The following is a 24508-nucleotide window of genomic DNA, read 5'->3' as shown; positions in this document are numbered from 1 at the left end:
TTGGGCTTTTGATATTGGACGTTATTGTTAACCAGTGCAGTACTTTAACATTCCAAAATCATAAAATTCGTTTAGACTCTATGTGTTTACTTTTCAATTAATATTTATATTATTGATGTATTGATAAAACCAATTTGTGATAACTTAATTGAATTCTTACTGCTTAATTATCAAATGGATTCAATTATGCCGTTATATACGTTTTGCTTTTTATTTAATAATCGCTTCTACTTTATTTAACCCCTGAAGTACATCAATTCCATTATTTTTTACTTAATTTTCATCCCAAAAATAATTTATTAAAGAGGTGAAAGTTTGGAAATATTTGAAACATTACTTATATTTGTCGGCGTTGTTATTATTAGTTCATTTGTTCATACATTTATGCCGAAAGTACCATTAGCATTCATTCAAATTGCTTTAGGTATGCTATTATTTATCACTCCAATTCCTGTTGAGTTTAATTTTGATTCGGAATTATTTATGGTCGCACTTATCGCACCGCTACTATTTGTAGAAGGCGTTAATGTCTCAAGGGTCCATTTAAGAAAATATATAAAACCAGTTATGATGATGGCGTTAGGTCTTGTTATTACTACTGTAGTGGGCGTAGGATTTTTCATTCATTGGATATGGCCAGAATTACCAACGGGTGCAGCTTTTGCCATAGCAGCAATTTTATGTCCTACTGATGCAGTTGCCGTGCAAGCAATTACAAATGGGAAAGTGTTACCTAAAGGTGCAATGACGATATTAGAAGGTGAATCATTATTAAATGATGCTGCCGGTATCATTTCATTTAAAATTGCAGTTGGAGTACTTGTAACTGGAACGTTCTCAATAATGGAATCTATTGAGCAATTTCTAGTTGCTTCTATAGGCGGTGCAATTGTAGGATTGCTTATTGGAATGGCATTAGTTCGTTTTAGATTGACGTTAATGCGCCGTGGAATAGAAAACATTAATATGTTTACGTTTATTCAATTATTAACACCATTCGTTACATATTTAGTGGCAGAATTATTCCATGCTTCTGGTATTATCGCCGCAGTGTTAGCAGGCTTAGTTCACGGCTTTGAACGTGATAGAATTGCACAAACGCGTACAAGATTACAAATGAGTTATAACCATACATGGAATATTTTGGGATATGTCTTAAACGGTTTTGTATTTTCAATATTAGGATTTTTAGTTCCTGAAGTTGTGATTAATATTATTAAAACAGAACCACACAATTTGATCTTTTTAATTGTCATAACTGTTCTCGTAGCATTGGCTGTTTATCTGTTTAGATTTTTATGGGTTTATGTATTATATCCTTATTTTTATTTATCAGTCAGTCCATTCCAAAAAATGATTAGTCAAGACGATGATGGCAATAACACAACAGAAAAGCCACCTAAGCGAAGTTTATATGCTTTGATTATGACTTTATGTGGTGTTCACGGAACAATTTCACTGGCCATTGCGTTGACACTACCGTATTATTTAGCTAATCATCAAGATTTTTCTTATCGCAACGATTTGTTATTTATTGCTTCAGGAATGGTTATTATAAGTTTAGTTGCTGCTCAACTATTATTACCATTTGTAACTGCTAATGCGCCTGAAGTAAAAGTAGGTAGTATGAATTTCAAAGAGGCAAGAATTTACATTTTAGAACACGTTATAGACTACCTAAATCAAAGATCAACTTTTGAAACAAGTTATCGATATGGTAACGTGATTAAGGAATATCATGATAAATTAACATTCTTAAAATCAGTGGAGAAAGATGATGAAAACTCTAAAGAACTTGAAAGACTTCAAAAAATTGCATTTAATGTAGAAACGAAAACATTGGAACAATTAGTTGATGACGGAGATATCACTAATAGTATTTTGGAAAACTATATGCGTTATGCTGAACGTACACAAGTATATCGACAAGCTTCATTAATACGTCGACTCATTGTATTATTTAGAGGTATGCTTTTGAAACGTCGTGTGAAAACAACAATCAATTCAGCATCTTCATTAAGCGTTACAGATAACTTATTAGAACTTGTTAAAATTAACAAGATGGTTCACTATAATGTGGTTAAACGATTAGGACAAGAAGCTACTAATGATAACAAATTAGAAGTAGGTATGATTTGTGATGGTTATTTAATGCGTATAGATAACTTAACACCAAACAATTTCTTTAATTCTGCAAGCGAAAATACGTTAACACGTATAAAACTCAATGCATTGCGTGAACAAAGACGTATACTTAGAGAATTAATAGAAGACGAAGAAGTTACTGAAGGCACTGCATTAAAACTTAGAGAATCTATTAATTACGATGAAATGGTCATCGTTGATAGTATGTCATAGAATCATTATAAAAATAGGGAAGCTCGTGAGGATGAACCTCACGAGCTTTTTTCCTATGTGTACTAGGGATGACTTTATAACATTGACAGTCAGTATACTAGGATTGAAAATTTTCGGGAAAAAACGAACCTATTTTACATAAACTGTCTTATTAAAACTACTGGTAAAGGGGGATGAAATATTACCTTTACCGCATGGGAGATTAAATAATGTTTAAGCCCACTACATAAATGAGATGAGATAGACTAACACCACCATATCGTGCGTGAGAGAACTATTTTATATTTTAGGAGGATAATATAAAATTCACGCACGATATGAGACTATTAGTTATCAAGATATGACTTAATAGGGTGGCTGGGTATTTAAATCACATAATCATTCTATCCCAGCCATCTACTATATTAAGTCGTTGTATATATTGAACAAGTGAATTTAAAATATTATTTCATACTACCATGAATCGTATCTATATTTGATTTCATCATTTTGTAATATGAATCACCCTTTGAACCTTTTTTACCGATAGAATCAGTAAATACGTCGCCATAAATATCTTTATGTGTTTCTTCAGACAAGCTTTGCATTGCTTTTTTATCTACACTAGTTTCTATTAAAAGGTGTTTAATATGGTTATCTTTAACAAATTGAATAGCTTGTTTCATTTGTGATGGTGTACCTTGTTTTTCAGTATTAATTTCCCAAATATATCCTGGTTTAATATCATATTGTTTTGCGAAATATTTGAAAGCACCTTCACTAGTAATCATGGCACGTCGCTCTTTAGGGATGTCATTAAACTTATCTTTGCTGTCTTTGTTTAATTTTTCTAGTTTAGAAAGATATTGATGGCCTTGATCTTTGTAATATTGTTGATTAGTGTTATCATGCTTGATTAAACTATTTTGAATTGTTTTAACATATTTAATACCATTTTCAATACTTAACCAAGCGTGTGGATCTAATTTATCTTTATTGCCTTCTTCACCGTTGAGGTAAATCGGTTTAACATCTTTAGATACAGCAATGACTTTTTTGTCGTCGATAGATTTTCCAGCTTGATTTAATGCTTTTTTAAACCAACCATTTCCAGATTCTAAATTTAATCCATTATAAAATATAACGTCTGCATCGGTTAGCTTTTTAATATCTTTAGGTTTGACTTCATATTCATGAGGATCTTGTCCTACAGGTACGATACTATGGACGTCAACATGTTTTCCGCCAACATTTTTAACCATGTCATATAAAATTGAATTTGTTGTAACTACTTTTAATTTATGATTATCGGCATCCTGTTTGTCATCTTGCGACTGGCCACATCCAGCTAAGATAATAAAGAATGCTAGTAATAAAGGTATTAATTTTTTCATTTAAACAACGCCTCTTTTCTGTTTATTTTTAAGTGTTGTAATACCTAAGGTGATGACATAAATAGCAAAAGTACAAAGAACGATAGCTGCACCACTAGGTACGTTGTATATGTAACTGAAATAAAGTCCAATAATTGAACTAATAACACCTATAAAACTTGCTACTGCCATCATGCTATATAAATGTTTACATATTAAGAATGCAGTAGAAGCGGGTGTTACTAATAACGCAACTACTAAAATAATGCCTACTGTTTGTATACTCGCAACAGTTACTAGAGCAAGTAACAACATGACAAAATAATGTATAGCTGTCGTGTTTAAGCCATTCATTCTACTAAAGGTATTATCGAAAGTAGAAATCATTAAAGGTCGATAAAATATTACAATAAGACATAAAACAAATAGACCAATGATAATCGTTGTCCAGAATGTTGTATGTGTAATTGCTAGTAAATTACCAAATAAAATATGATACAAATCTGTTGTACTGTTAATTAAACTAATTAATATAACACCTAATGCGAGAAATGCGGTGAAACTTATACCAATTGCTGCATCAGGTTTGGTCTTACTTTTAGAAGTAATAAAACCAATTAAAATACTGGCAACCATTCCTGTCACTAATGCGCCAATAAACATAGGTATTCCAAAAAGGAAAGATAATGCCACCCCAGGTAATACTGCATGGCTCATTGCATCACCCATTAATGACAAACCTCTTAAAACAATAAGGCTCCCGACAGTGCCACATACTACGCCAACAATCATCGATGTAATTAAAGCCCTATTTAAAAATTGATAATTCAATATATGAGCTAAAAAATCATTCACGACTGGGTCACTTCCTTTCGTGCTAAACTTTGACGAGGTGATTGTGACAAAAATGTATCGTTTAAAAGGGTGTCATTATTGAGTGCATCTTCAGTACTACCAAAGTATTTTAAAGTTTGGTTAAGTAACATGATTCGATCAAAATAATGTGATGCTTTAGATAAATCATGGTGTACGATAAGAATTAATTTACCTTGAGCTTTAAGTTGTCTAATTTTATTTATAATTAAACGTTCACTTTTAAAATCTATTCCAATAAAAGGCTCATCGAATAAATAAAGCATACTTTTAGACATAAGTGCTCTTGCGACTAGTACTCGCTGAAGTTGTCCACCACTTAATGCTGAAATTTGTTTATGTCTTAATGACGTTAAATCTAAATCCTCTAATAAATGTTTGAGTTGAACTTTAGTATCATGTCTCGGTCGATTAAACCAACCTATCTCTCCATAGCATCCGGATAAGATAACTTTTTCAACATTAATGGGGAAATCTAAGTCGATATTTGATTTTTGAGGTATGTAAGTCATACGTTTCAATTGGTTATGTATTGGACGTTCATATAATAACTGAGTACCAGATGCATGAAAATCTCCTGTTAATGATTTGAGCATAGAAGATTTACCTGCGCCATTAGGTCCCATAATTCCTATAATTTCTCCGATGATAGGAATTTTAAAATTGATGTCTTTTAAAACATGTTTATTACCTAGAAATAGATTTAAATTCTTAACTTCTAGCAAATATTAACACCTCCTAATTAAAAGTTTAGGCTAACCTAATTTATATTATAATAAACTGAGAAGTTTTAACATGTCAAGTAGATTCGTGATACAATAAAGTGAATATATGTGAGGTGAAATGATGTTAACTGAAGAAAAAGAGGATTATCTCAAAGCTATATTGACGAATGACGGCGATGTATCTTTCGTATCAAATAAAAAATTATCTCAATTTTTAAATATAAAGCCACCTTCAGTAAGTGAAATGGTAAGTAGACTAGAAAAATCTGGTTATGTAGAAACGAAACCATATAAGGGTGTTAAATTAACAGAAGAAGGGTTAAATCTCACTTTAGATATTATTAAAAGACATCGATTACTCGAGTTATTTTTGATAGAGATTTTAAAATACAATTGGGAAGAAGTGCATCAAGAAGCAGAAATTCTTGAACATAGAATCTCAGATTTATTCGTAGAACGTTTAGACAAAATTTTAGACTACCCTGAGACTTGCCCGCATGGTGGTGTTATACCTAGAGATCACCATTATAAAGAGAAATACACGAAGACAATACTCGAATTTCAGCCAGGTGATATGTTAACTATTAAGCGTGTCAGAGATAAAACTGAATTGTTGGTATACCTTTCAAGTAAAGATATTTCTATTGGAAATGAAGTTGAAGTCGTTTCGAAAGATGATACGAATAAAGTGATTATTATTAAACGAAATGAAGTTATAACTATTTTAAGTTACGAAAATGCAATGAATATTTTTGCTGAAAAATAATATAAAAAACTTGAGTCTAGTACATTATTTTGGTGTTATACACTGAAAATTAGATGTAAAAGTAAGACTCAAGTTTTTTTATATAGTGATGTTGCTAATATTTGTATTTTATTTTTAGAAAAATGATAATTTGATTAATAAATAAACGGCATATAAATTAATAAAAATCCAAACTAGACTATAAAATACTGTTGGGATTTTACTGATTTGTGTTAGTGTACTGCCATCCCAACTAGGTTTAGGTTTTTGGAATGTTAATTTAAAAATAGTCCACGATGATTGTAGTACTTCACCTAACAGTACTCCTAAAATAAAGTGATAACTATAAACCACTATTTGGTGAGTAATCATTAAATCATCGTATTGGAAAAGTATATATAATAATAGTGACATGACTATAATAATAAGAATAGGTGACAGCTTACGAGAAGTTAGAATTAGGAAATAAATAAATATAGCTAAATAAAACATAATAAAAAAGCTAGGATGATTATAATATGCAGTTAAAACACCTAACCATAACATTAACGGGGGCATAATATAACCGCCTAAAGTGGTAATCCATTGTCCTAAATAACCTTTCGATTGCGTAATAGCGTATCCTTGTTGTAATGTCGTTTCTCTTTCAGAAGGAAGCGTAACGATAACTAAATCTTTAGCACGACCACCAGAGAGTTTATTGAAGAGTACATGACCAAATTCGTGTGTGAGTACAGGAATATAATTAAGTACAATAGCGAAATAACGATAGTAGTGTTTGTAACGATTTTGGTGGACGACGATATAGATAATACTAATAAAAAAAATGATAAATATATTTAATTGAATGTGTGTAGTTAAAAATGATTCGATTATTGACATATTAACGCTCCATTTATAGATAATAACTTGTTTGAGTAAATCTATAAGTATTTGATACTTTAATATTCATTATAATCTATTGTTTAGAAATTGGCTTTTAGACTTAAGACTTAAATTAGAAGAATATATAGGTGTTTAAATAAAATTTTCTGAATGTTGAGTGATGTGTTAAAATAATCGTACATTTTAGTTAGAATTAAAACAATTTTGATATATAGGATAATACTTGGCAACATTATATAGAGTTATTGACCAAGTAGGATAGGAGATTTCTTTTATGACATTTAAGGGTCAGCAGAATAGTAAAAAGGTTAATATCTTAGGTGTATATTTTGACCATGTAACAATGTCAGAAATGGTTGAAAATATTAAAACATTTTTCACAACACCAACATCTCATAATTTGTTTATAGTTACTGCAAATCCTGAAATTGTAGACTATGCATCAGAACACCAAGATTATCAACAGCTTATTAATAATGCGGACTATGTTATAGCTGATGGTACAGGTATAGTAAAAGCATCTCATCGATTAAAGCAACCATTACCGCACAGAATTCCAGGAATAGAGTTATTAGAAGAATGTTTAAAAATAGCCAATGCAAATCAACAAAAAGTATTTATCTTAGGTTCGAAAAATGAAATTATTGAAAAAGCAGAACAACAATTAAAGGCTAAATATCCAAGAGTAACTTTTGCGCATCATCATGGTTATATTAATTTAAAAGATGAAACAGTTATTAAAAGGATAGATACTTTTGATCCTGATTATATTTTTGTGGGTATGGGGTATCCAAAACAAGAAAAATGGATTGCCCGACATAGCAAACAATTCCAACACACTGTTATGATGGGAGTAGGCGGTTCTTTTGAAGTATTTAGTGGAGCTAAAAAGCGTGCGCCTAAATTCTTTAGAAAATTCAATATTGAATGGATATATCGTTTATTAATTGATTGGAAACGTCTTGGCAGATTAAAAAGTATTCCCAAATTCATGATAAAAATTGCTAAACAAAAGAGAAAACATTAATAATTATTTGTTATATATGAAATACAATAAAGGCAACCAATGTGTTAGTTCGAACACTCATTGGTTGCCTTTAAAAATAGCGATATAAATCTAATGGGTAAATTATTTTACGACAAATCGAGAAGCGTCTAAGTCTCTTCTAAATGCTTTTTGATCATCTTTTGATTTTTTCTTGAATTCTTTTAGGAATTTTTCATATTGTGGTAAAACATCATCTAATTCACCAAATTCTTTAAGTTTGCCGCCTTCAATCCACGCGATTTTTGTACAAAATTCTTTAACTTGGCGTATGTTGTGACTAACAAAGAATATAGTTTTATTAGCTTCTTTAAATTCATAAATTTTATCTAAACATTTCTGTGTGAAAGTCTGATCACCTACAGATAATGCTTCGTCGATTACTAAAATATCAGGATTTACAGTGATGTTGATTGAAAACCCGAGTTTAGCGCGCATACCACTAGAATATTTTTTAACAGGTTGATAAATAAACTCACCTAATTCACTAAAATCAATAACTTGTGGCATTAATTCTTTAATTTCTTTACGTCTGAACCCCATACATAACATTTTGAATTCAATATTTTCTACACCAGTTAATTGACCATTTAAACCAGCGTTGATAGCTATAACGCTAACATCACCTTTACGATCAATATTACCAGAAGTAGGAGATAACGAACCACCAATCATGTTACTTAATGTGGATTTTCCTGAACCGTTTATACCAACAAGACCAATGACATCACCTTCATGTGCTTGAAGAGAAACATCATCTAGTGCGAAAAATGTTTTGTTTTTATTTTTCGGTATTAGTGAATCTTTAATACGGTCTTTATTATTTCTATATATACGATATTCTTTAGTTACATGTTCTATATTTACCGATACGCTCATAATTAGTCCTTCCTTAATTGCATTTATATAGATTATAATATACAACACATCAGTTGTTAAATTTATTAACCTAGTGTAAAGTGAACAGAAGATTTTGTTTAATATTTTGTAAATGTCTATAGGAGTTATGTCTTATAATAAAATGACTTAATATACATCAAACAATAATCTTGTAAAATGCTTAATTGTGTTTTATAACTTAAATGATTGTATAATAAGATGAAGATATAATAAACTAATTTCTTACACTGAAATAAATTTGTTTATAATGCTTCATTCGAATAAAACAAAATTCCATATTAAAAACAATGAGTTTGAGATATAACATCATTAATTCTTAAGCGCGTACTTTACATATTCTATGTTAATTAGTATAAGCATTCTTTTAATTTGAGATTACTTTAAGGATTGTCTGATTCATTTTATCTCATTTATCAATTGTATATAAATATATTAAATGTTTGAAAGTGTGGTTTAATTCAATGTCAGCAGTTGTAACTGTATTTAAAGAACACATCAAAAACTTTTATTTAATCCAAAGACTTGCTCAATTCCAAATTAAAATATCTAACCATAGTAACTATTTAGGGATTGCTTGGGAACTTTTAAACCCAACCTTACAAATAATGGTGTATTGGTTAGTTTTCGGATTGGGAATTAGAAGTAATTCACCTGTACATGGTATACCATTTGTATTTTGGTTACTTGTAGGTATTAGTATGTGGTTCTTTATTAACCAAGGTGTACTCGAGGGTACCAAATCTATATCACAAAAATTTAATCAAGTCGCTAAGATGAATTTTCCTATGTCTATCATTCCTACTTATATAGTAACGAGTAGATTCTATGGACATATTGGCTTGCTTTTAATCATTATTATAGCGTGTATGTTTAGAGGTATTTACCCATCTATTCATATTATTCAGTTATTCCTTTATGTACCATTTGCGTTTTTATTAACTGCTTCTGTTGCATTATTTACATCAACGTTAGGTATTTTAGTTAGAGATACTCAAATGGCTATGCAAGCATTAATGAGAATACTATTTTATATGTCTCCAATTTTATGGATACCTAAAGATCACGGTGTGAGTGGTATTGTTCATAAAATTATGATGTTCAATCCAGTGTATTTTATCGCTGAATCATATCGTGCAGCTATTTTATTCCACCAATGGTACTTCATTGATCATTGGAAAATGGCACTATATAACGTCGTGGTTATTTTGGTATTCTTTGTTTTAGGTTCTATCCTTCATAAGAAATATAGAGATCACTTTGCAGATTTCTTATAAGGGAATATCGTAATTTGAAGAGTAAAGCAGACTGACTTTAAAGGTTGGTCTGTTTTTTTATGTTAAATGTAAAGAAAGGATAATTATTTTCTATCAAAGTAGGAATCGTTTATAATTTATAAATAACAATAAATCAGTATAAAGACGGTGAAAAGATGAGAGTTTTAATTAAAAAAATATATATGTGCGTTATTGCTATATTTAATTTGCTGTTTAGAGGATTCAAGGTTAAACAGAAAAGTATAGTTGTAATGATGACTTTTCCTAATGATATGTTGCCGATTATAGAGAGATTATGTGCTAAAGGTTATCGTTTAACAGTGATTACTACTGATAAGCACCGTCACCATGTTCAAGATTTACCTAATGTCACATATATCAAGGCAGGTAATAAGAATGTTATTGCACACATTAAGGCTTTAAGTACAGCAAAAGTGATTCTAATTGATACGTATTATTTAATGATGGGCGCATACCATAAAAAGCAAAATCAAACAGTGATTCAGACTTGGCATGCTTCCGGAGCATTAAAAGATTTTGGATTAACCGATCATCAAGTTGATTTAAATAATCCTAGTGTAGTAAACCAATATAAACGTGTGTATAATGCAACAGATTATTATTTGATTGGTGCCGATGAAATGGGGCATTGTTTTAATGAATCATTTGATGCGCAACCTTCTCAGATGTTACGTTTTGGTCTTCCAAGATTATATAAATATTTAAAAACAGATATAAACAAAGCTCAAAAAAGATTGAAAGATCAGTATGGTATTCAAGGTAAATTAGCAGTATACTTGCCGACTTATAGAGAAAATCATCAAGAAAATCGCCAAATTAATAAGGAACATTTCAATAGTCAATTGCCTGAATATACATTAATAAGTCATTTACATCCATCAATTTCTAACCATGGAACAACACAAGACATTGATACTACATCATTGCTTATTATGGCTGATATCATTATTAGTGATTATAGCTCTATTCCGATAGAAGCAAGTTTACTTAATAAACCAACACTATTTTACGTCTATGACGAAACAGAATATGAACGTGTTAGAGGGCTTAATCAATTTTATTATGATATTCCTAATGAATATAAAGTGGCAACAGAGGAAGAATTAATTACTAAAATTCAACAACAAGATAATCAATTAAAGCCGTTATTTAAAAATTGGCATAAATATAATACTAAAGAAACATTGAATCAAGTTATAAATTATATAGATAAGTTGGTGAAAGAATGAAATTAGCTATTATTATACCTGTATATAATGGACAGGATACAATTAGAAGGGCTATTACCTCTATTGATACAGAAGCTGAATTTGAAATTATTTGTGTCAATGATGGCTCTACAGATAACACAAAACAAGTATTAACTGAATTGCAAAAGGAATATCCAAATATTAAGGTAATACATCAAGATAATCAAGGCGCTGCTAGAAGTCGTAACGTAGGCTTAGCAGCGATGGACGATGATACAGAGGCATTTATGTTTTTAGATGCGGATGATGAGTATTTACCGAGTCGAATTGATGCCATGATAAAAACATTTGAGAATCACAGTGAAACGGATATTGTAATTGGTCAAATTGGACGAGATGTTCATGGTGAGTGGAAAGTATTTCCAACACATGAGGAAATTAAAAGAGATGAAGTGGTTACATTAGAACGTAATCCTGAAATTCTACAATCGATTGGACCAGGCGGGAAACTATTCAGTGCTCGCTTTGCTTCACTAAGATTTGATGAAGATGTTGTATTTTGCGAAGAACATACTTTTATGGTGAGAGCATATTCAAAAGCACGTGATATTAATCTCATGTCTATTATTGCATATGGTTATAATGAGCGAGAAGGTTCAGTTACAGATCGTCGTGCAGATACATTTTTACCTTATATGGAAGATGCAATGAAAGTACGTCAACGTGTAATGGAATTGTTATTACTAATGAATGAGAAAACATACTATAGTTATCGAATGGATAATTTAATCGTAAGTTATTTAATTCAAGCGCATTTATTAAAAAATAGCGCTATTACATCATCATTTATCGAAAGTGTGACGCAGTATATTAAATTGATGCAAGAGACACATTATTCTGGAGATGCCATGTTTAGAATAGTAGAAGCGGTAGAACAAGGTGCGACACATTGGACTAAGCCTCTGTATCATCAATGGAGACGTGCTCTATTAGAGGTGGGAATTGGTAGACCCGGATATATTCGATTTTTGGCTCAAATATTTCCAAAAAAATCAGCATTTTCAAGTAAACAAAAATTAAAACAAATACTAAATAAATTATAAGAAAAGATTATTTAATTTTTAAATAAAGAATTACTTTTTGTTTAATTAATGGTAAGCGTTAATAATTTATGCTACATTAAGAATATAAATTTTCATTAAATATTTAGTTAAGGAGAATCACGTATCATGAAACGAGTAATTACTTATGGTACATATGATTTATTACATTATGGACACATTGAATTATTAAGAAGAGCACGTGAAATGGGAGATTATCTTATCGTTGCGTTATCTACTGATGAATTCAACCAAGTGAAAAATAAAAAATCATATTATGACTATAACCAACGTAAAATGATGTTAGAATCAATCCGTTATGTAGACCTAGTTATACCAGAAGATGGTTGGGGTCAAAAAGAAATTGATGTTGAACGTTTCGATGTCGATGTTTTCGTTATGGGACACGACTGGGAAGGCGAATTTGATTTCTTAAAAGATAAATGTGAAGTGATTTATCTTAACCGTACAGAAGGTATTTCTACAACAAAAATCAAACAAGAATTATATGGAAAAGACGCTAAATAATTTCCTATATAATAAAAAGGACGATTGTCATGGCATTTAGCCAAGACGTCGTCCTTCTTTTTATTTTTTACGAATAGCTTGAAGAATAAGGTGAATTACGATGGCTAGGACAATAACTATACCTAAACCAAAAAGTATTGCAATGATAGGGTATGTCTTCCATGTACTTTTAGCAACTGTTGTCGCTTCGTGTACAATCGGTTTATGCACTGATACTGAAGGTGGACCTTCTTGTTTTGTTATGAATTGACGGTCATAGTCAGCATGTACTTTTCCATTTTTGATTACTAATTTATAATCTTTTTTAGAAAAGTCTTTTGGTAATACATCATAAAGATCTTTTTCTACATAATATGTTTTACCGTTAATTTTTTGTTTTCCTTTTGATAATATTTTTTCATATTTGTATTGATTATATGAACGCTCCATAAGTGCGTTACCCATCATATTTCGTTGTTTTTCTCCGCCTACATGTTTATAGTCCCCAGCACCTAAAATGACTTGATTAATTCTAAAACCATGGCGATTGGTAGTAATTGTATGGTTGTAATCTGCTGTATCACTTGAACCCGTTTTTAAACCATCTGTTCCTGGTAAGCTCATATCAGCACCATCTAATGAATGATTAAATGTATAGTACGTCACACCGTGTGTCGTTGGTGATAGTTGTTTTGTGAAATGTAATATTTTAGGTGTATCTTTAATAACATGTTGATCTAAAATAGCATAATCACGAGCAGTTGTTGTATTATTCTCAGTATCTTTATATTTGGAAGGTGCAAAACTTTTTAAACGTGAATTCTCAGCTCCTGTTGGATTAACATAATGGGTGTCATTCATTCCAAGTTCTTTGGCTTTTTTATTCATTAAATCAGTAAAATCATTTACATTTCCTGATACTTGTTCACCTAAAATTAAAGCAGCCGCATTACTTGAATTGGATACAGTAATTTGAAGTAAATCTGCAATAGTCCATTTCTGACCTGGATAAAGTTTGGTATTACTTAATTCTGGAAGTGTAGACATTTGATATTCGCGATTAGTCATTTTTACTTCATCATTTAGTGATAGTTTTTTATCTTTTACCGCTTCTAAAGTGAGATACATCGTCATCAATTTAGTCATAGAAGCGGGATACCATTTTTTGTCTTTATTATATTCATATAAAATTTGTCCATTTTGACTAACATTAATAGCACTTTCAGGTTGATATACTTCGGTTACATTGTATCCACCTTCGTTTGCAGCTTGAACTGGAGTAATATCATTATTCTCTGCATTAGCAAAAGGTGTTATAATGTGTATTGCGAAGAACATAGTTATAATGAGTATAAAGATTTTTTTCATGATTTCTTTCCTTTATCTGTTATTTTCGACTAACATATTTTATCATACACATTATTTAAGAGGTATATGTATGATTTAAAATTTTTGATATTTGATTATAATTGATAAAGACTGATTATTTGGGATGTCAGAATGTTTTAGTAAGATTGAGCAAAATTTGAAATATGAATTTTAATAGAAGAGGTATTATTATGAAACAAACTAACCCTTTATTCTTTTTATTTAAACGGCTCACTTGGCCAATTGGGTTAATCATAGCGGCAGTTATTATTACTTCATTAGGAAGTTTGAGCGGATTATTAGTTCCTCTATTTACTGGGAGATTAGTAGATAAATTCTCAGTAAGCACTATGAACTGGAATCTCGTAGCCATTTTTGGTGGTATTTTCTTACTTAACGCTATTTTAAGTGGTGTAGGATTATATTTACTAAGTAAAATTGGTGAAAAGATGATTTATGATATCCGTTCATTATTATGGGAACATATCATTCAATTAAAAATGCCATTTTTTGATAAGAACGAAAGTGGTCAACTGATGAGTCGTTTAACAGACGACACAAAGGTGATAAATGAATTTATATCTCAAAAGCTACCTAATTTATTACCTTCTGTATTAACTTTATTAGGATCATTAGTTATGTTATTTATCATGGATTGGAAAATGACGTTATTAACATTTATTACAATTCCGATTTTTGTACTTATTATGATTCCTTTAGGTAAAGTAATGCAGAGAATTTCAACTAATACACAAACTGAAATTGCTAACTTTAGTGGTTTACTTGGTCGTGTATTAACTGAAATGAGATTAGTTAAAGTGTCTAATACGGAAAGGCTCGAATTAGACAACGCTCATACTAATTTAAATGAAATTTATCGATTAGGTTTAAAACAAGCTAAAATTTCTGCTGTTGTACAACCTATTTCTGGTGTAGTGATGTTGTTAACAATCGCTATTATTCTTGGCTTTGGTGCATTAGAAATCGCGACAGGCGCTATTACTGCCGGAACTTTAATTGCGATGATTTTTTACGTAATACAATTATCTATGCCTCTAATCAATCTATCAACATTAATTACAGATTATAAAAAAGCTGTCGGAGCAAGTCATCGTATTTATGAAATTATGCAAGAACCTATCGAACCAACTGAAGCTCTAGAAGAATCAAAAGATATTGAAATCCATGATGGCGAAATTTCGTTTGATAATGTCAATTTCAAATATGATGTAAAACCTATCTTAGACAACGTTTCATTTAATATTCCTCAAGGGCAGGTAAGTGCATTTGTAGGGCCTTCAGGTTCTGGTAAGAGTACCATTTTTAATTTAATTGAACGCATGTATGACATAGAAAGTGGTGACATTACTTATAATGGAACTAGTATTTTTGATATTCCATTATCTAAATGGCGTACAAAAATTGGTTATGTTATGCAATCTAATTCTATGATGAGTGGTACTATAAGAGACAATATTTTATATGGTGTGAATCGCACTGTAACTGATGAGGAACTTACAAAATACGCCAAATTAGCGAACTGTCATGAATTTATTATGCAGTTTGATGAAGGATATGATACGTTGGTTGGTGAACGAGGACTTAAGCTATCTGGTGGTCAAAGACAACGTATTGATATTGCACGTAGTTTTGTTAAAAATCCAGATATTCTCTTGCTTGATGAGGCTACAGCTAATTTAGATAGTGAGAGGGAGTTGAAAATTCAAGAAGCTTTAGAAACATTGATGGAAGGTCGTACAACAATTGTTATTGCACATAGACTTTCTACAATTAAAAAAGCGGGCCAAATTATCTTTATTGATAAAGGTCAAGTGACAGGTAAAGGTACACATAGTGAATTAATGACATCACATGAAAAATATAAACACTTTGTCACATCTCAGAAGCTTGCTGATTAAGATTAATGAGGCTGGGACATAAATCCTAGAAAAATAGCCAGTAAATGAGTTTATCCAAAAAACTCATTTACTGGCTTCTTTATTTATAATACTTCGTATTATCGGCTCGCTTTCTTAGGGGACAGCTTCAGCCTGTAGTCTTCAGCTTGTCCTGTTCCCTCAAGAGTCTCGCCATATATACTACGTATTTATACATTGGAAAACACCTTGAAAAAATAAGGACCTTTCGTGTAATTTAATAAACATCATTAAACTAAATTAAAGAAATTCCGTATGTATAAAAATTTTTATATGACTCAACTTACACTACTATTGGAAACTTCAGTTCTTATTCCTACAAATAATATGTCACGATGTGTTAATAAAATTCAAGTTGATAATGAAAATACTTATTTTAAGTCAATTTTACAAATGGTATAATAAATTCAATAATCTATACTCTGTTTTGGGAGTGACAATTCACTTTGTCATAGAGTTATACATATTTAATAAGTTGTTACTTTAGCAAAAAACGTTTTTTGGAAAATTAAATAAATAGGTGGGTGTCAGATGTTTTTATTGATTAATATCATTGGGTTAATTGTTTTCCTTGGTATAGCAGTATTATTTTCAAGATCACGAAAAAATATACAATGGAAATCAATTATTATTTTAGTCGTATTGAACTTATTCCTAGCTTGGTTCTTTATATACTTCCCATGGGGGAAAACTGGAATTAAAGCAGCAGCAAATGGAATTTCCTGGGTTATACAATCAGCAAATGAAGGCACAGGATTTGCATTTAATAGTTTTGTTTCTAATAAACAAATGGATATGGCAGTAAGTGCTTTATTCCCGATTCTTTTAATTGTACCGCTGTTCGATATATTAATGTATTTTAATATCCTTCCAAAATTAATCGGTGCAATTGGTTGGTTACTCGCTAAAATTACACGTCAACCTAAATTCGAATCATTCTTTGGAATTGAGATGATGTTTTTAGGTAATACTGAAGCATTAGCTGTGTCTAATGAACAATTGAAACGTATGAATGAAGTGCGTGTCTTAACTGTAGCTATGATGTCAATGAGTTCAGTCTCAGGTGCGATTGTTGGTGCATATGTTCAAATGATTCCTGGTGAATTAGTATTGACTGCTATTCCTTTAAACATTGTGAATGCAATTATCGTTGCATCAATTCTTAATCCAGTTACTGTGGATGAAAAAGAAGATATTATTTACAGTATTAAAAATGATGAAATTGAAAAACAACCTTTCTTTTCTTTCCTAGGTGATTCTGTATTAGCAGCAGGAAAGTTAGTATTAATTATCATTGCTTTTGTCATTAGTTTCGTAGCATTAGCTGATTTAGCCGATCGTCTTATTAATTTAATTACTGGTGGCATCGGTCATTTAATGGGATTAAAAGGTAGCTTTGGTTTAAACCAAATTCTAGGCGTATTTATGTATCCATTTGCATTATTACTTGGACTTCCTTTTGATGAAGCTTGGTTAGTTGCACAACAAATGGCGAAAAAAATCGTTACAAACGAATTTGTAGTTATGGGTGAAGTGTCTAAAACGATTAACACACTTTCACCACATCATAAAGCAGTCATTTCAACATTTTTAGTTTCATTTGCTAACTTCTCCACAATTGGTATGATTATCGGTACGTTAAAAGGTATCGTAGACAAGAAAACGTCAGATTTTGTATCAAAATATGTTCCTATGATGTTATTAGCAGGTATTTTAGTTTCATTATTAACAGCTGCATTCGTAGGTTTATTTGCTTGGTAAGATAAATTGATAACACCTCCTATTTTGGGATGACTTTCCAAAATGGGAGGTGTATTTTATATCAAATAAAATAAGGAATCATGATAAAAGCCAAGTATAGTAAGTGAGGACACACTTCTTATACTTGGCTTTTATGGGAAATGAATATTAATGTACTTGTAACGGTAAGGACTAGGTACTGTTACAGTACTTCGAGCAAAATTTGTTTTGTTACTATAAACAACACAAAGGAGATAACTTCTTTACTAAAGAAGTTAATGTAAGTATAACAAAGAAATAGCGAAAAGTAAATTAAAAATTCTGAAAATTTAAAATTTAGTTAACACACTCATCTCAGTAATTAAAATGAAGTTTCTTACTTTTAAAAATTATGGTTTTAAACATAAAATACTCAAAATACGAATTATTTATAGAAGCGGTGTTGTAGGAGGATATGTGCGTGTGCTAACATTTTGTTAATCATATAAAAAAATAATAATAGGGATGTGGTTGCTTGAAGAGATTAGTAAGAGATTTAATCTTAGTTATAATTGGATCATTTATTTTTTCAGCAGGCGTCAATGCATTTATCATTTCTGGTAATTTAGGTGAAGGTGGCGTTACTGGTTTAGCTATTGTTTTATATTATGCTTTCCATTTATCTCCAGCCATAGTTAACTTTGTAGTTAATGCAGTTTTAATTGTTGTAGGATATAAGTTTTTAAGTAAACGTAGTATGTATTTGACCATTGTAGCAACTTTCCTAATTTCTGTATTCCTAAGTTTAACTGATTCTTGGCATATTGAAACAGGCAATGTCATTGTCAATGCAGTTTTTGGTGGCTCATGTGTTGGTTTAGGTATTGGAGTAATTGTTTTAGCTGGAGGAACTACGGCTGGAACAACAATTTTAGCTAGAATTGCACATAAATATTTAGATGTGAGTACACCTTATGCTTTATTATTTTTCGATTTAATTGTAGTAGTGATTTCTTTAACTGTTATTTCAATAGATCGTGCACTAGTTACAGTTATTTCACTTTATATAGGTACTAAGGTCATGGAATATGTAATAGAAGGTTTAAATACTAAGAAAGCGATGACGATTATTTCAAGTAAACCAGAAGAAGTGGCTAAAGCGATTGACGAACAAGTTGGTCGTGGATTAACTATTTTAAATGGACATGGATATTATACTCGAGAAGAGAAAGATGTACTTTATGTAGTTATTACTAAGACACAAGTATCACGTGCTAAAAAAATCATTAGAAATATTGATCATCAAGCATTCCTTGTTATTCATGATGTGAGAGATGTGTATGGAAATGGATTCTTGATAGACGAATAAAAAAGTATTTATAAGACCGCTTTAAGTCATTCTAGTTAACTTAAAGTGGTTTTTTTAATTGACAATTTATAATAAATCATGAATTTATTAGTCAAAAAATAGTGAAAATGTTATAATAACCATTATGATAATGATTATCAATTACATTGATGTTAAAAATATAAAAGTACAGTTATCTTTTCTGAATATAAAGTAATTTTTTAGAAAGTAGGGGAATTATGAGTCGTTTAAATGGTGAACAAGTAACAATTGGTTATGGCGATACGACTATTATAAATAATCTAGATGTTGAGATTCCTGATGGTAAAGTGACATCAATTATAGGACCAAATGGTTGTGGAAAGTCTACTTTATTAAAAGCACTCTCTCGTTTACTATCCGTAAAAGATGGATCAATTAATTTAGATGGAGAAAGTATTCATTCCCAATCTACGAAAGAAATCGCTAAAAAAATAGCGATTTTACCACAATCACCAGAAGTTGCTGATGGTTTAACAGTAGGCGAATTGGTTTCATATGGCCGATTTCCACATCAAAAAGGCTTTGGTCGTTTATCTGAAGAAGATAAAAAAGAAATTAATTGGGCATTGGATGTTACTGGAACATCAGAATTTAGACATCGTTCAATCAATGACTTAAGTGGTGGTCAAAGACAGCGTGTGTGGATTGCAATGGCTTTAGCACAACGTACTGATATTATCTTCTTAGATGAGCCAACAACTTATTTAGATATCTCTCATCAATTAGAAATATTAGAATTGGTTCAAAAATTAAATGAAGAACAAGGTTGTACCATTATTATGGTGTTACATGATATTAACCAAGCTATCCGTTTCTCAGACCATCTTATTGCTATGAAAAAAGGAGAAATTATAGCTAATGGGGAAACTAATGAAATACTAACTAAAGACATTTTAGAGCAAGTGTTTAACATTGATGTTGTATTAAGTGAAGATCCTAGAACAGGTAAACCACTATTAGTTACTTATGACTTATGTAATAAATCATACTCATCATAAAAAGTAATAGATAAATATAAATCATATAGAAAAGGTATGAATATAATGTCAAATCCAAGCAAAAAGGGCAATGTTAAATTTATCTCTTATTTAATAGGTGGAATAATAGTGCTAGCAATAGCGCTATTTTTATCTATTTTATATGGTGATGCCAAAATTAATATTCCAACTATAATAGATGCAATTTTCAACTATAATCCAAAAAACCAACAACACAATGTAATAAGTGAAATTAGAATACCTAGAGATTTAGGTGCTATATTAGTAGGTATGGCTTTATCCGTTGCAGGTGCAGTTATTCAAGGCGTAACGAAAAATAGTTTGGCAGATCCAAGTTTAATTGGATTAAACTCTGGCGCTTCATTCGGATTAGCACTGACATATGCCTTTTATCCAGAAGCTCCTTTTACATTACTAATGATTGCAGGATTTCTTGGTGCATTATTAGGTGGAACAATTGTATTAATGATTGGCCGTTCAAGAAAAGACGGATTTAATCCTATGCGTATTATTTTAGCTGGTGCAGCTGTAAGTGCTATGTTAACTGCGTTAAGTCAAGGTGTAGCACTCATATTTAGATTAAACCAATCTCTTACATTTTGGAGTGCCGGTGGTGTATCAGGTACAACATGGTCTCAAATTATATGGACTGCGCCTATCATTATAATTGCGTTACTTATTATTCTTACGATGAGTAAACAATTAACGATATTAAACTTGGGAGAATCTTTAGCTAAAGGTTTAGGACAAAATGTAACAGTAATTCGTGTTGTGATATTAGTTTTATCAATGATACTTGCTGGTGTTGCTGTTTCAATGGTAGGACAAATTGCATTTGTAGGTTTAATGGTGCCACATATTGTTAGATTTTTAATTGGAACAGATTATGCTAAAGTGTTACCTTTGACTGCTTTATTAGGTGGTATTTTAATGTTAGTAGCTGATATGTTAGCAAGATATTTAGGTGGCGCGCCTGTAGGTGCAATTATTTCATTTATTGGCGTTCCTTACTTCTTATATTTAGTTAAAAGAGGGGGACGTTCTATATGATAGACAGTAAGTTAAGACGCAAACAAATCATCACGTTTATTACGTTTGTAATATTAGTCTTTTTAGCTTGTACGTGGAGCGTAGCCTCCGGTGAATATAATATACCAGTAAGTAAATTCTTTAAAATATTGACTGGTCAGGGCGACTATACAGATACACTCATTTTGGTGGATTTTAGACTGCCCCGAATGTTGATTACTATTTTAGCAGGAGCTGCTTTAAGTATGAGTGGCGCAATTGTTCAAAGTGTCACGAAAAATCCAATAGCTGAACCAGGTATCTTAGGTATTAATGCTGGTGGTGGTTTTGCTATTGCCTTATTTATTACGATAGGACAAATAAAACCTGACAATTTTGTCTATGTATTACCCCTTATTAGTGTCATAGGTGGTGTAGCAACTGCGTTAGTTATATTTATGTTTAGTATTAATCAGCGAAATGGTGTCACACCTTCAAGTATGGTATTAATTGGTGTAGGTATGCAAACCGCATTATATGGTGGTTCAATCACTTTAATGTCAAAATTTGATGAAGATCAATCTGAATTTATTGCTACATGGTTTGCAGGTAATATATGGGGAGATGAATGGATATTCGTCGCTGCCTTTTTACCATGGATTATTGTGATATTACCTTATTTATTTTATAAATCTAATGAACTTAATATTATTAATACACACGAACATGTAGCTAAAGGATTAGGCGTTAAAGTGGGCAAAGAACGTATGGTGTTATTCTTTGTTGCAGTCGTACTTTCCTCAGTAGCTGTTGCAGTGGCTGGTTCTATATCATTTATTGGATTAATGGGACCACACATAGCTAAACGAATCGTTGGTCCACGTCATCAATTATTTTTACCAATAGCAGTACTAGTTGGCGCATTCCTATTAGTATTCTCAGATACTTTTGGTAAAGTCATTTTAGAACCAACTGGCGTACCAGCGGGTATTATAGTCGCTATTATTGGAGCACCTTATTTCTTATATCTTATGTATAAAACTAAAAGTGTATAAATTGTGTGAAAAAGAGTGAAGTCTTTAGGAGGCTTCGCTCTTTTGTTATGTATATTGTTAACGTTTTCTAAAAGGGTTGATTTATAATAGACATGAATGACAAAGGAGGGCTAACAATGAAGAAACTAATTAAAGATAAACAAGACTTTTTAAGTGATATGCTTGATGGATTTTTAATTGCACATCCTGAGCTAGATATTATTGAAGATACAATCATTGTTAAAAAAGATAAAAAGACATCAGGTGTAGCACTCGTTTCAGGTGGAGGGAGCGGTCATGAACCTGCACATGCTGGATATGTTGCACAAGGTATGCTTGATGCTGCGGTATGTGGTGAGGTATTTACTTCTCCAACGCCAGATAAAATTTTAGAAGCTATTAAATATGTTGATACTGGTGATGGCGTATTATTAATTGTTAAAAATTATGCTGGAGATGTAATGAATTTTGAAATGGCTCAAGAAATGGCCGAAATGGAAGATATTAATGTAGATATGGTTGTTGTTAAGGATGATATTGCTGTATCTGATGTAGAACAGCGTCGTGGAGTTGCTGGTACAGTCTTCATTCATAAATATGCGAGTTATTTATCAGAGAATGGCGAGTCGTTAGCGGATATTAAATCTAAAGTTGAAAATATTTTACCTACTATTAAAAGTATTGGAATGGCATTAACACCACCAATGGTACCAACAACTGGTAAATATGGATTCGATATAAATGAAAATGATATTGAAATTGGTATTGGTATTCATGGTGAAAAAGGACTACATCGTCAAAAAATGGAGTCTATTGATGACATTGTGAAGCATTTAGGTGATGCATTGTTAAAAGAAGTTGAGACTGAGAATGTTATCGTAATGGTCAATGGTATGGGTGGCACACCATTGTCTGAACTGAATATTACAACGTCATATATCAAAAAATACTTTGATGCTCAAAATATAAACGTGAAACATTGGTATGTGGGAGATTATATGACATCATTAGATATGCAAGGATTTTCAATCACAATCGTACCTTATTCTGAAAAACTCCTAGAAGCATTACTTGCACCAACGACTAGTCGATATTTTAACGCTTAATCAATAAAAAATGACAAGGAGGGCTAATAATGGATATCAATACAACGAAACAACACTTATTAGAATTAGAAAATACGTTTAAAGAACAAGAAGATACATTAACAGAACTTGATAGAGCTATTGGTGATGGAGACCATGGTGTAAATATGTTAAGAGGATTCGAAAATTTAAAAGATAAAGTAGACGACAGTTCAATGAAAAATTTATTTAAATCTACTGGCATGACACTAATGTCCAATATTGGCGGTGCCTCAGGGCCCTTATACGGGTTTAGTTTTGTTAAAATGGCAGAAGTCGTTAGTGATGATATTGACCACGATAACTTAGTAACTTTACTTGAAACATTTACCGAAGCTATCGCTAAACGTGGCAAGGTTGAACTAAACGAAAAGACAATGTATGATGTTGTAGCACGAACATTCGAAGCGGTTAAAGCAGACGAAAAAGTTAATTTAGAGCGACTACAAAGTTTTGCAGACGAGACTATTGATATGGTTGCAACAAAGGGACGTGCTTCATATTATAAAGAGGCTTCTAAAGGATATATGGATCCGGGCGCACAAAGTATGGTTTATGTTTTAAATGCATTAATAGGAGATGAAAGATAATGACGACAATTGTAATCATTAGTCATAGTGAAGCTATAGCTAATGGCACTAAAGCATTATTACAACAAATGGCATCAGATGTTAATGTAGTAGCTAATGGTGGTGTAAATGGAGATATTGGTACATCTTTTGATACAGTACAGCAATTAATTAATGGACTAGAAGAAGATGCATTATGCTTTTATGATATTGGATCATCAGAAATGAATATTGATATGGCTATAGATATGTATGATGGGCCATATAAAATTGTTAAAGTAGACGCGCCAATAGTAGAAGGAAGTTTTACAGCAGCAGTTAAATTATCAATAGGTGGAAGTATGTCTGATGCTCTTGATGAAGTAAAACAAACATCATTTTAAATG

Annotated in this window: 22 protein-coding genes and 1 pseudogene; 17 read left to right on the top strand and 6 right to left on the bottom strand. The window is 31.3% G+C overall.

The window, feature by feature from the left end; all coding sequences use genetic code 11:
• Positions 1-315: 315 nt before the first annotated feature.
• Positions 316-2358, top strand: a complete 2043-nt coding sequence (locus HMPREF3125_RS06445) for a cation:proton antiporter (RefSeq protein ID WP_017637195.1) — start codon at positions 316-318, stop codon at positions 2356-2358.
• A 443-nt stretch (positions 2359-2801) separates the two neighbouring features.
• Here HMPREF3125_RS06445 and mntC read toward each other — a convergent pair whose 3' ends face one another.
• From mntC to HMPREF3125_RS06430, 3 genes are read right to left on the bottom strand one after another with little or no spacing between them, the layout of a single operon-like run.
• The gene (gene mntC, locus HMPREF3125_RS06440) at positions 2802-3731 is read right to left on the bottom strand and encodes a manganese ABC transporter substrate-binding lipoprotein MntC (protein WP_017637196.1); all 930 of its coding nucleotides are present in this window, start codon (positions 3729-3731) and stop codon (positions 2802-2804) included.
• Positions 3732-4565, bottom strand: coding sequence for a metal ABC transporter permease (locus HMPREF3125_RS06435; protein WP_070452610.1), 834 nt, complete (start codon positions 4563-4565; stop codon positions 3732-3734).
• Entirely contained in the window at positions 4562-5308 is a 747-nt protein-coding gene (locus tag HMPREF3125_RS06430; protein WP_070452607.1) for a metal ABC transporter ATP-binding protein, read from the bottom strand. The genes HMPREF3125_RS06435 and HMPREF3125_RS06430 overlap by 4 nt, the downstream gene beginning before the upstream one ends.
• Before the next feature lie 121 nt (positions 5309-5429).
• Here HMPREF3125_RS06430 and HMPREF3125_RS06425 point away from each other — a divergent pair, with 121 nt between their 5' ends.
• Complete coding sequence (locus tag HMPREF3125_RS06425; RefSeq protein WP_029056415.1) at positions 5430-6074, top strand: metal-dependent transcriptional regulator; 645 nt, start codon at positions 5430-5432, stop codon at positions 6072-6074.
• 114 nt (positions 6075-6188) lie between these two features.
• Here the strand turns inward: HMPREF3125_RS06425 and HMPREF3125_RS06420 are convergent, their stop codons facing one another.
• The gene (locus HMPREF3125_RS06420; RefSeq protein ID WP_070452604.1) at positions 6189-6935 is read right to left on the bottom strand and encodes a M50 family metallopeptidase; all 747 of its coding nucleotides are present in this window, start codon (positions 6933-6935) and stop codon (positions 6189-6191) included.
• Positions 6936-7212: 277 nt separating this feature from the next.
• On the opposite strand from HMPREF3125_RS06420, the gene tarA reads away from it, so the two are divergent.
• On the top strand, positions 7213-7965 hold the full coding sequence (gene tarA / locus HMPREF3125_RS06415; protein ID WP_070452601.1) for an N-acetylglucosaminyldiphosphoundecaprenol N-acetyl-beta-D-mannosaminyltransferase TarA: 753 nt from the start codon (positions 7213-7215) through the stop codon (positions 7963-7965).
• Between the two features lie 102 nt (positions 7966-8067).
• On the opposite strand, the gene tagH is transcribed toward tarA, so the two are convergent.
• Positions 8068-8862, bottom strand: a complete 795-nt coding sequence (gene tagH, locus HMPREF3125_RS06410) for a teichoic acids export ABC transporter ATP-binding subunit TagH (protein ID WP_017637202.1) — start codon at positions 8860-8862, stop codon at positions 8068-8070.
• 482 nt (positions 8863-9344) lie between these two features.
• On the opposite strand from tagH, the gene HMPREF3125_RS06405 reads away from it, so the two are divergent.
• The 4 genes from HMPREF3125_RS06405 to tagD all read left to right on the top strand — a co-directional run bounded on the left by HMPREF3125_RS06405 (position 9345) and on the right by tagD (position 12996).
• Positions 9345-10157: an ABC transporter permease gene (locus HMPREF3125_RS06405; RefSeq protein WP_070452599.1), complete on the top strand. Its 813-nt coding sequence runs from the start codon at positions 9345-9347 to the stop codon at positions 10155-10157.
• Between the two features lie 155 nt (positions 10158-10312).
• Entirely contained in the window at positions 10313-11407 is a 1095-nt protein-coding gene (gene tarB, locus HMPREF3125_RS06400; RefSeq protein WP_070452596.1) for a teichoic acid glycerol-phosphate primase TarB, read from the top strand.
• Entirely contained in the window at positions 11404-12471 is a 1068-nt protein-coding gene (locus tag HMPREF3125_RS06395; RefSeq protein ID WP_070452593.1) for a glycosyltransferase family 2 protein, read from the top strand. Before tarB ends, HMPREF3125_RS06395 begins: the two co-directional genes overlap by 4 nt.
• A gap of 126 nt (positions 12472-12597) precedes the next feature.
• The gene (gene tagD, locus HMPREF3125_RS06390; protein ID WP_002451030.1) at positions 12598-12996 is read left to right on the top strand and encodes a glycerol-3-phosphate cytidylyltransferase; all 399 of its coding nucleotides are present in this window, start codon (positions 12598-12600) and stop codon (positions 12994-12996) included.
• 60 nt (positions 12997-13056) lie between these two features.
• Here the strand turns inward: tagD and pbp4 are convergent, their stop codons facing one another.
• On the bottom strand, positions 13057-14343 hold the full coding sequence (gene pbp4, locus HMPREF3125_RS06385; protein ID WP_070452590.1) for a penicillin-binding protein PBP4: 1287 nt from the start codon (positions 14341-14343) through the stop codon (positions 13057-13059).
• A 191-nt stretch (positions 14344-14534) separates the two neighbouring features.
• On the opposite strand from pbp4, the gene HMPREF3125_RS06380 reads away from it, so the two are divergent.
• From HMPREF3125_RS06380 to dhaM, 10 genes and pseudogenes are all read left to right on the top strand, one after another.
• On the top strand, positions 14535-16262 hold the full coding sequence (locus HMPREF3125_RS06380; protein ID WP_070452587.1) for an ABC transporter ATP-binding protein: 1728 nt from the start codon (positions 14535-14537) through the stop codon (positions 16260-16262).
• A 44-nt stretch (positions 16263-16306) separates the two neighbouring features.
• A pseudogene (locus tag HMPREF3125_RS13225) lies at positions 16307-16501 on the top strand (hypothetical protein).
• Positions 16502-16811: 310 nt separating this feature from the next.
• The gene (locus HMPREF3125_RS06375) at positions 16812-18041 is read left to right on the top strand and encodes a NupC/NupG family nucleoside CNT transporter (protein ID WP_029056420.1); all 1230 of its coding nucleotides are present in this window, start codon (positions 16812-16814) and stop codon (positions 18039-18041) included.
• A gap of 493 nt (positions 18042-18534) precedes the next feature.
• Positions 18535-19368, top strand: coding sequence for a YitT family protein (locus HMPREF3125_RS06370; protein ID WP_070452584.1), 834 nt, complete (start codon positions 18535-18537; stop codon positions 19366-19368).
• A 218-nt stretch (positions 19369-19586) separates the two neighbouring features.
• Entirely contained in the window at positions 19587-20387 is an 801-nt protein-coding gene (locus HMPREF3125_RS06365) for an ABC transporter ATP-binding protein (protein WP_017637210.1), read from the top strand.
• A gap of 45 nt (positions 20388-20432) precedes the next feature.
• A complete protein-coding gene (locus HMPREF3125_RS06360) occupies positions 20433-21437 on the top strand; it encodes a FecCD family ABC transporter permease (RefSeq protein WP_026083479.1) in 1005 nt (334 codons plus the stop codon).
• A complete protein-coding gene (locus HMPREF3125_RS06355; RefSeq protein ID WP_070452581.1) occupies positions 21434-22450 on the top strand; it encodes a FecCD family ABC transporter permease in 1017 nt (338 codons plus the stop codon). Before HMPREF3125_RS06360 ends, HMPREF3125_RS06355 begins: the two co-directional genes overlap by 4 nt.
• 116 nt (positions 22451-22566) lie before the next feature.
• A complete protein-coding gene (dhaK, locus tag HMPREF3125_RS06350) occupies positions 22567-23535 on the top strand; it encodes a dihydroxyacetone kinase subunit DhaK (RefSeq protein WP_070452578.1) in 969 nt (322 codons plus the stop codon).
• A gap of 29 nt (positions 23536-23564) precedes the next feature.
• The gene (gene dhaL / locus HMPREF3125_RS06345; protein ID WP_017637214.1) at positions 23565-24143 is read left to right on the top strand and encodes a dihydroxyacetone kinase subunit DhaL; all 579 of its coding nucleotides are present in this window, start codon (positions 23565-23567) and stop codon (positions 24141-24143) included.
• Complete coding sequence (gene dhaM, locus HMPREF3125_RS06340) at positions 24143-24505, top strand: dihydroxyacetone kinase phosphoryl donor subunit DhaM (protein WP_017637215.1); 363 nt, start codon at positions 24143-24145, stop codon at positions 24503-24505. The genes dhaL and dhaM overlap by 1 nt, the downstream gene beginning before the upstream one ends.
• Positions 24506-24508: the final 3 nt, after the last annotated feature.

It is taken from the genome of Staphylococcus sp. HMSC13A10, assembly GCF_001808005.1.
In the GTDB taxonomy this organism is placed as follows: domain Bacteria; phylum Bacillota; class Bacilli; order Staphylococcales; family Staphylococcaceae; genus Staphylococcus; species Staphylococcus pasteuri.
This window is presented reverse-complemented; position numbering and strand designations above follow the sequence as displayed.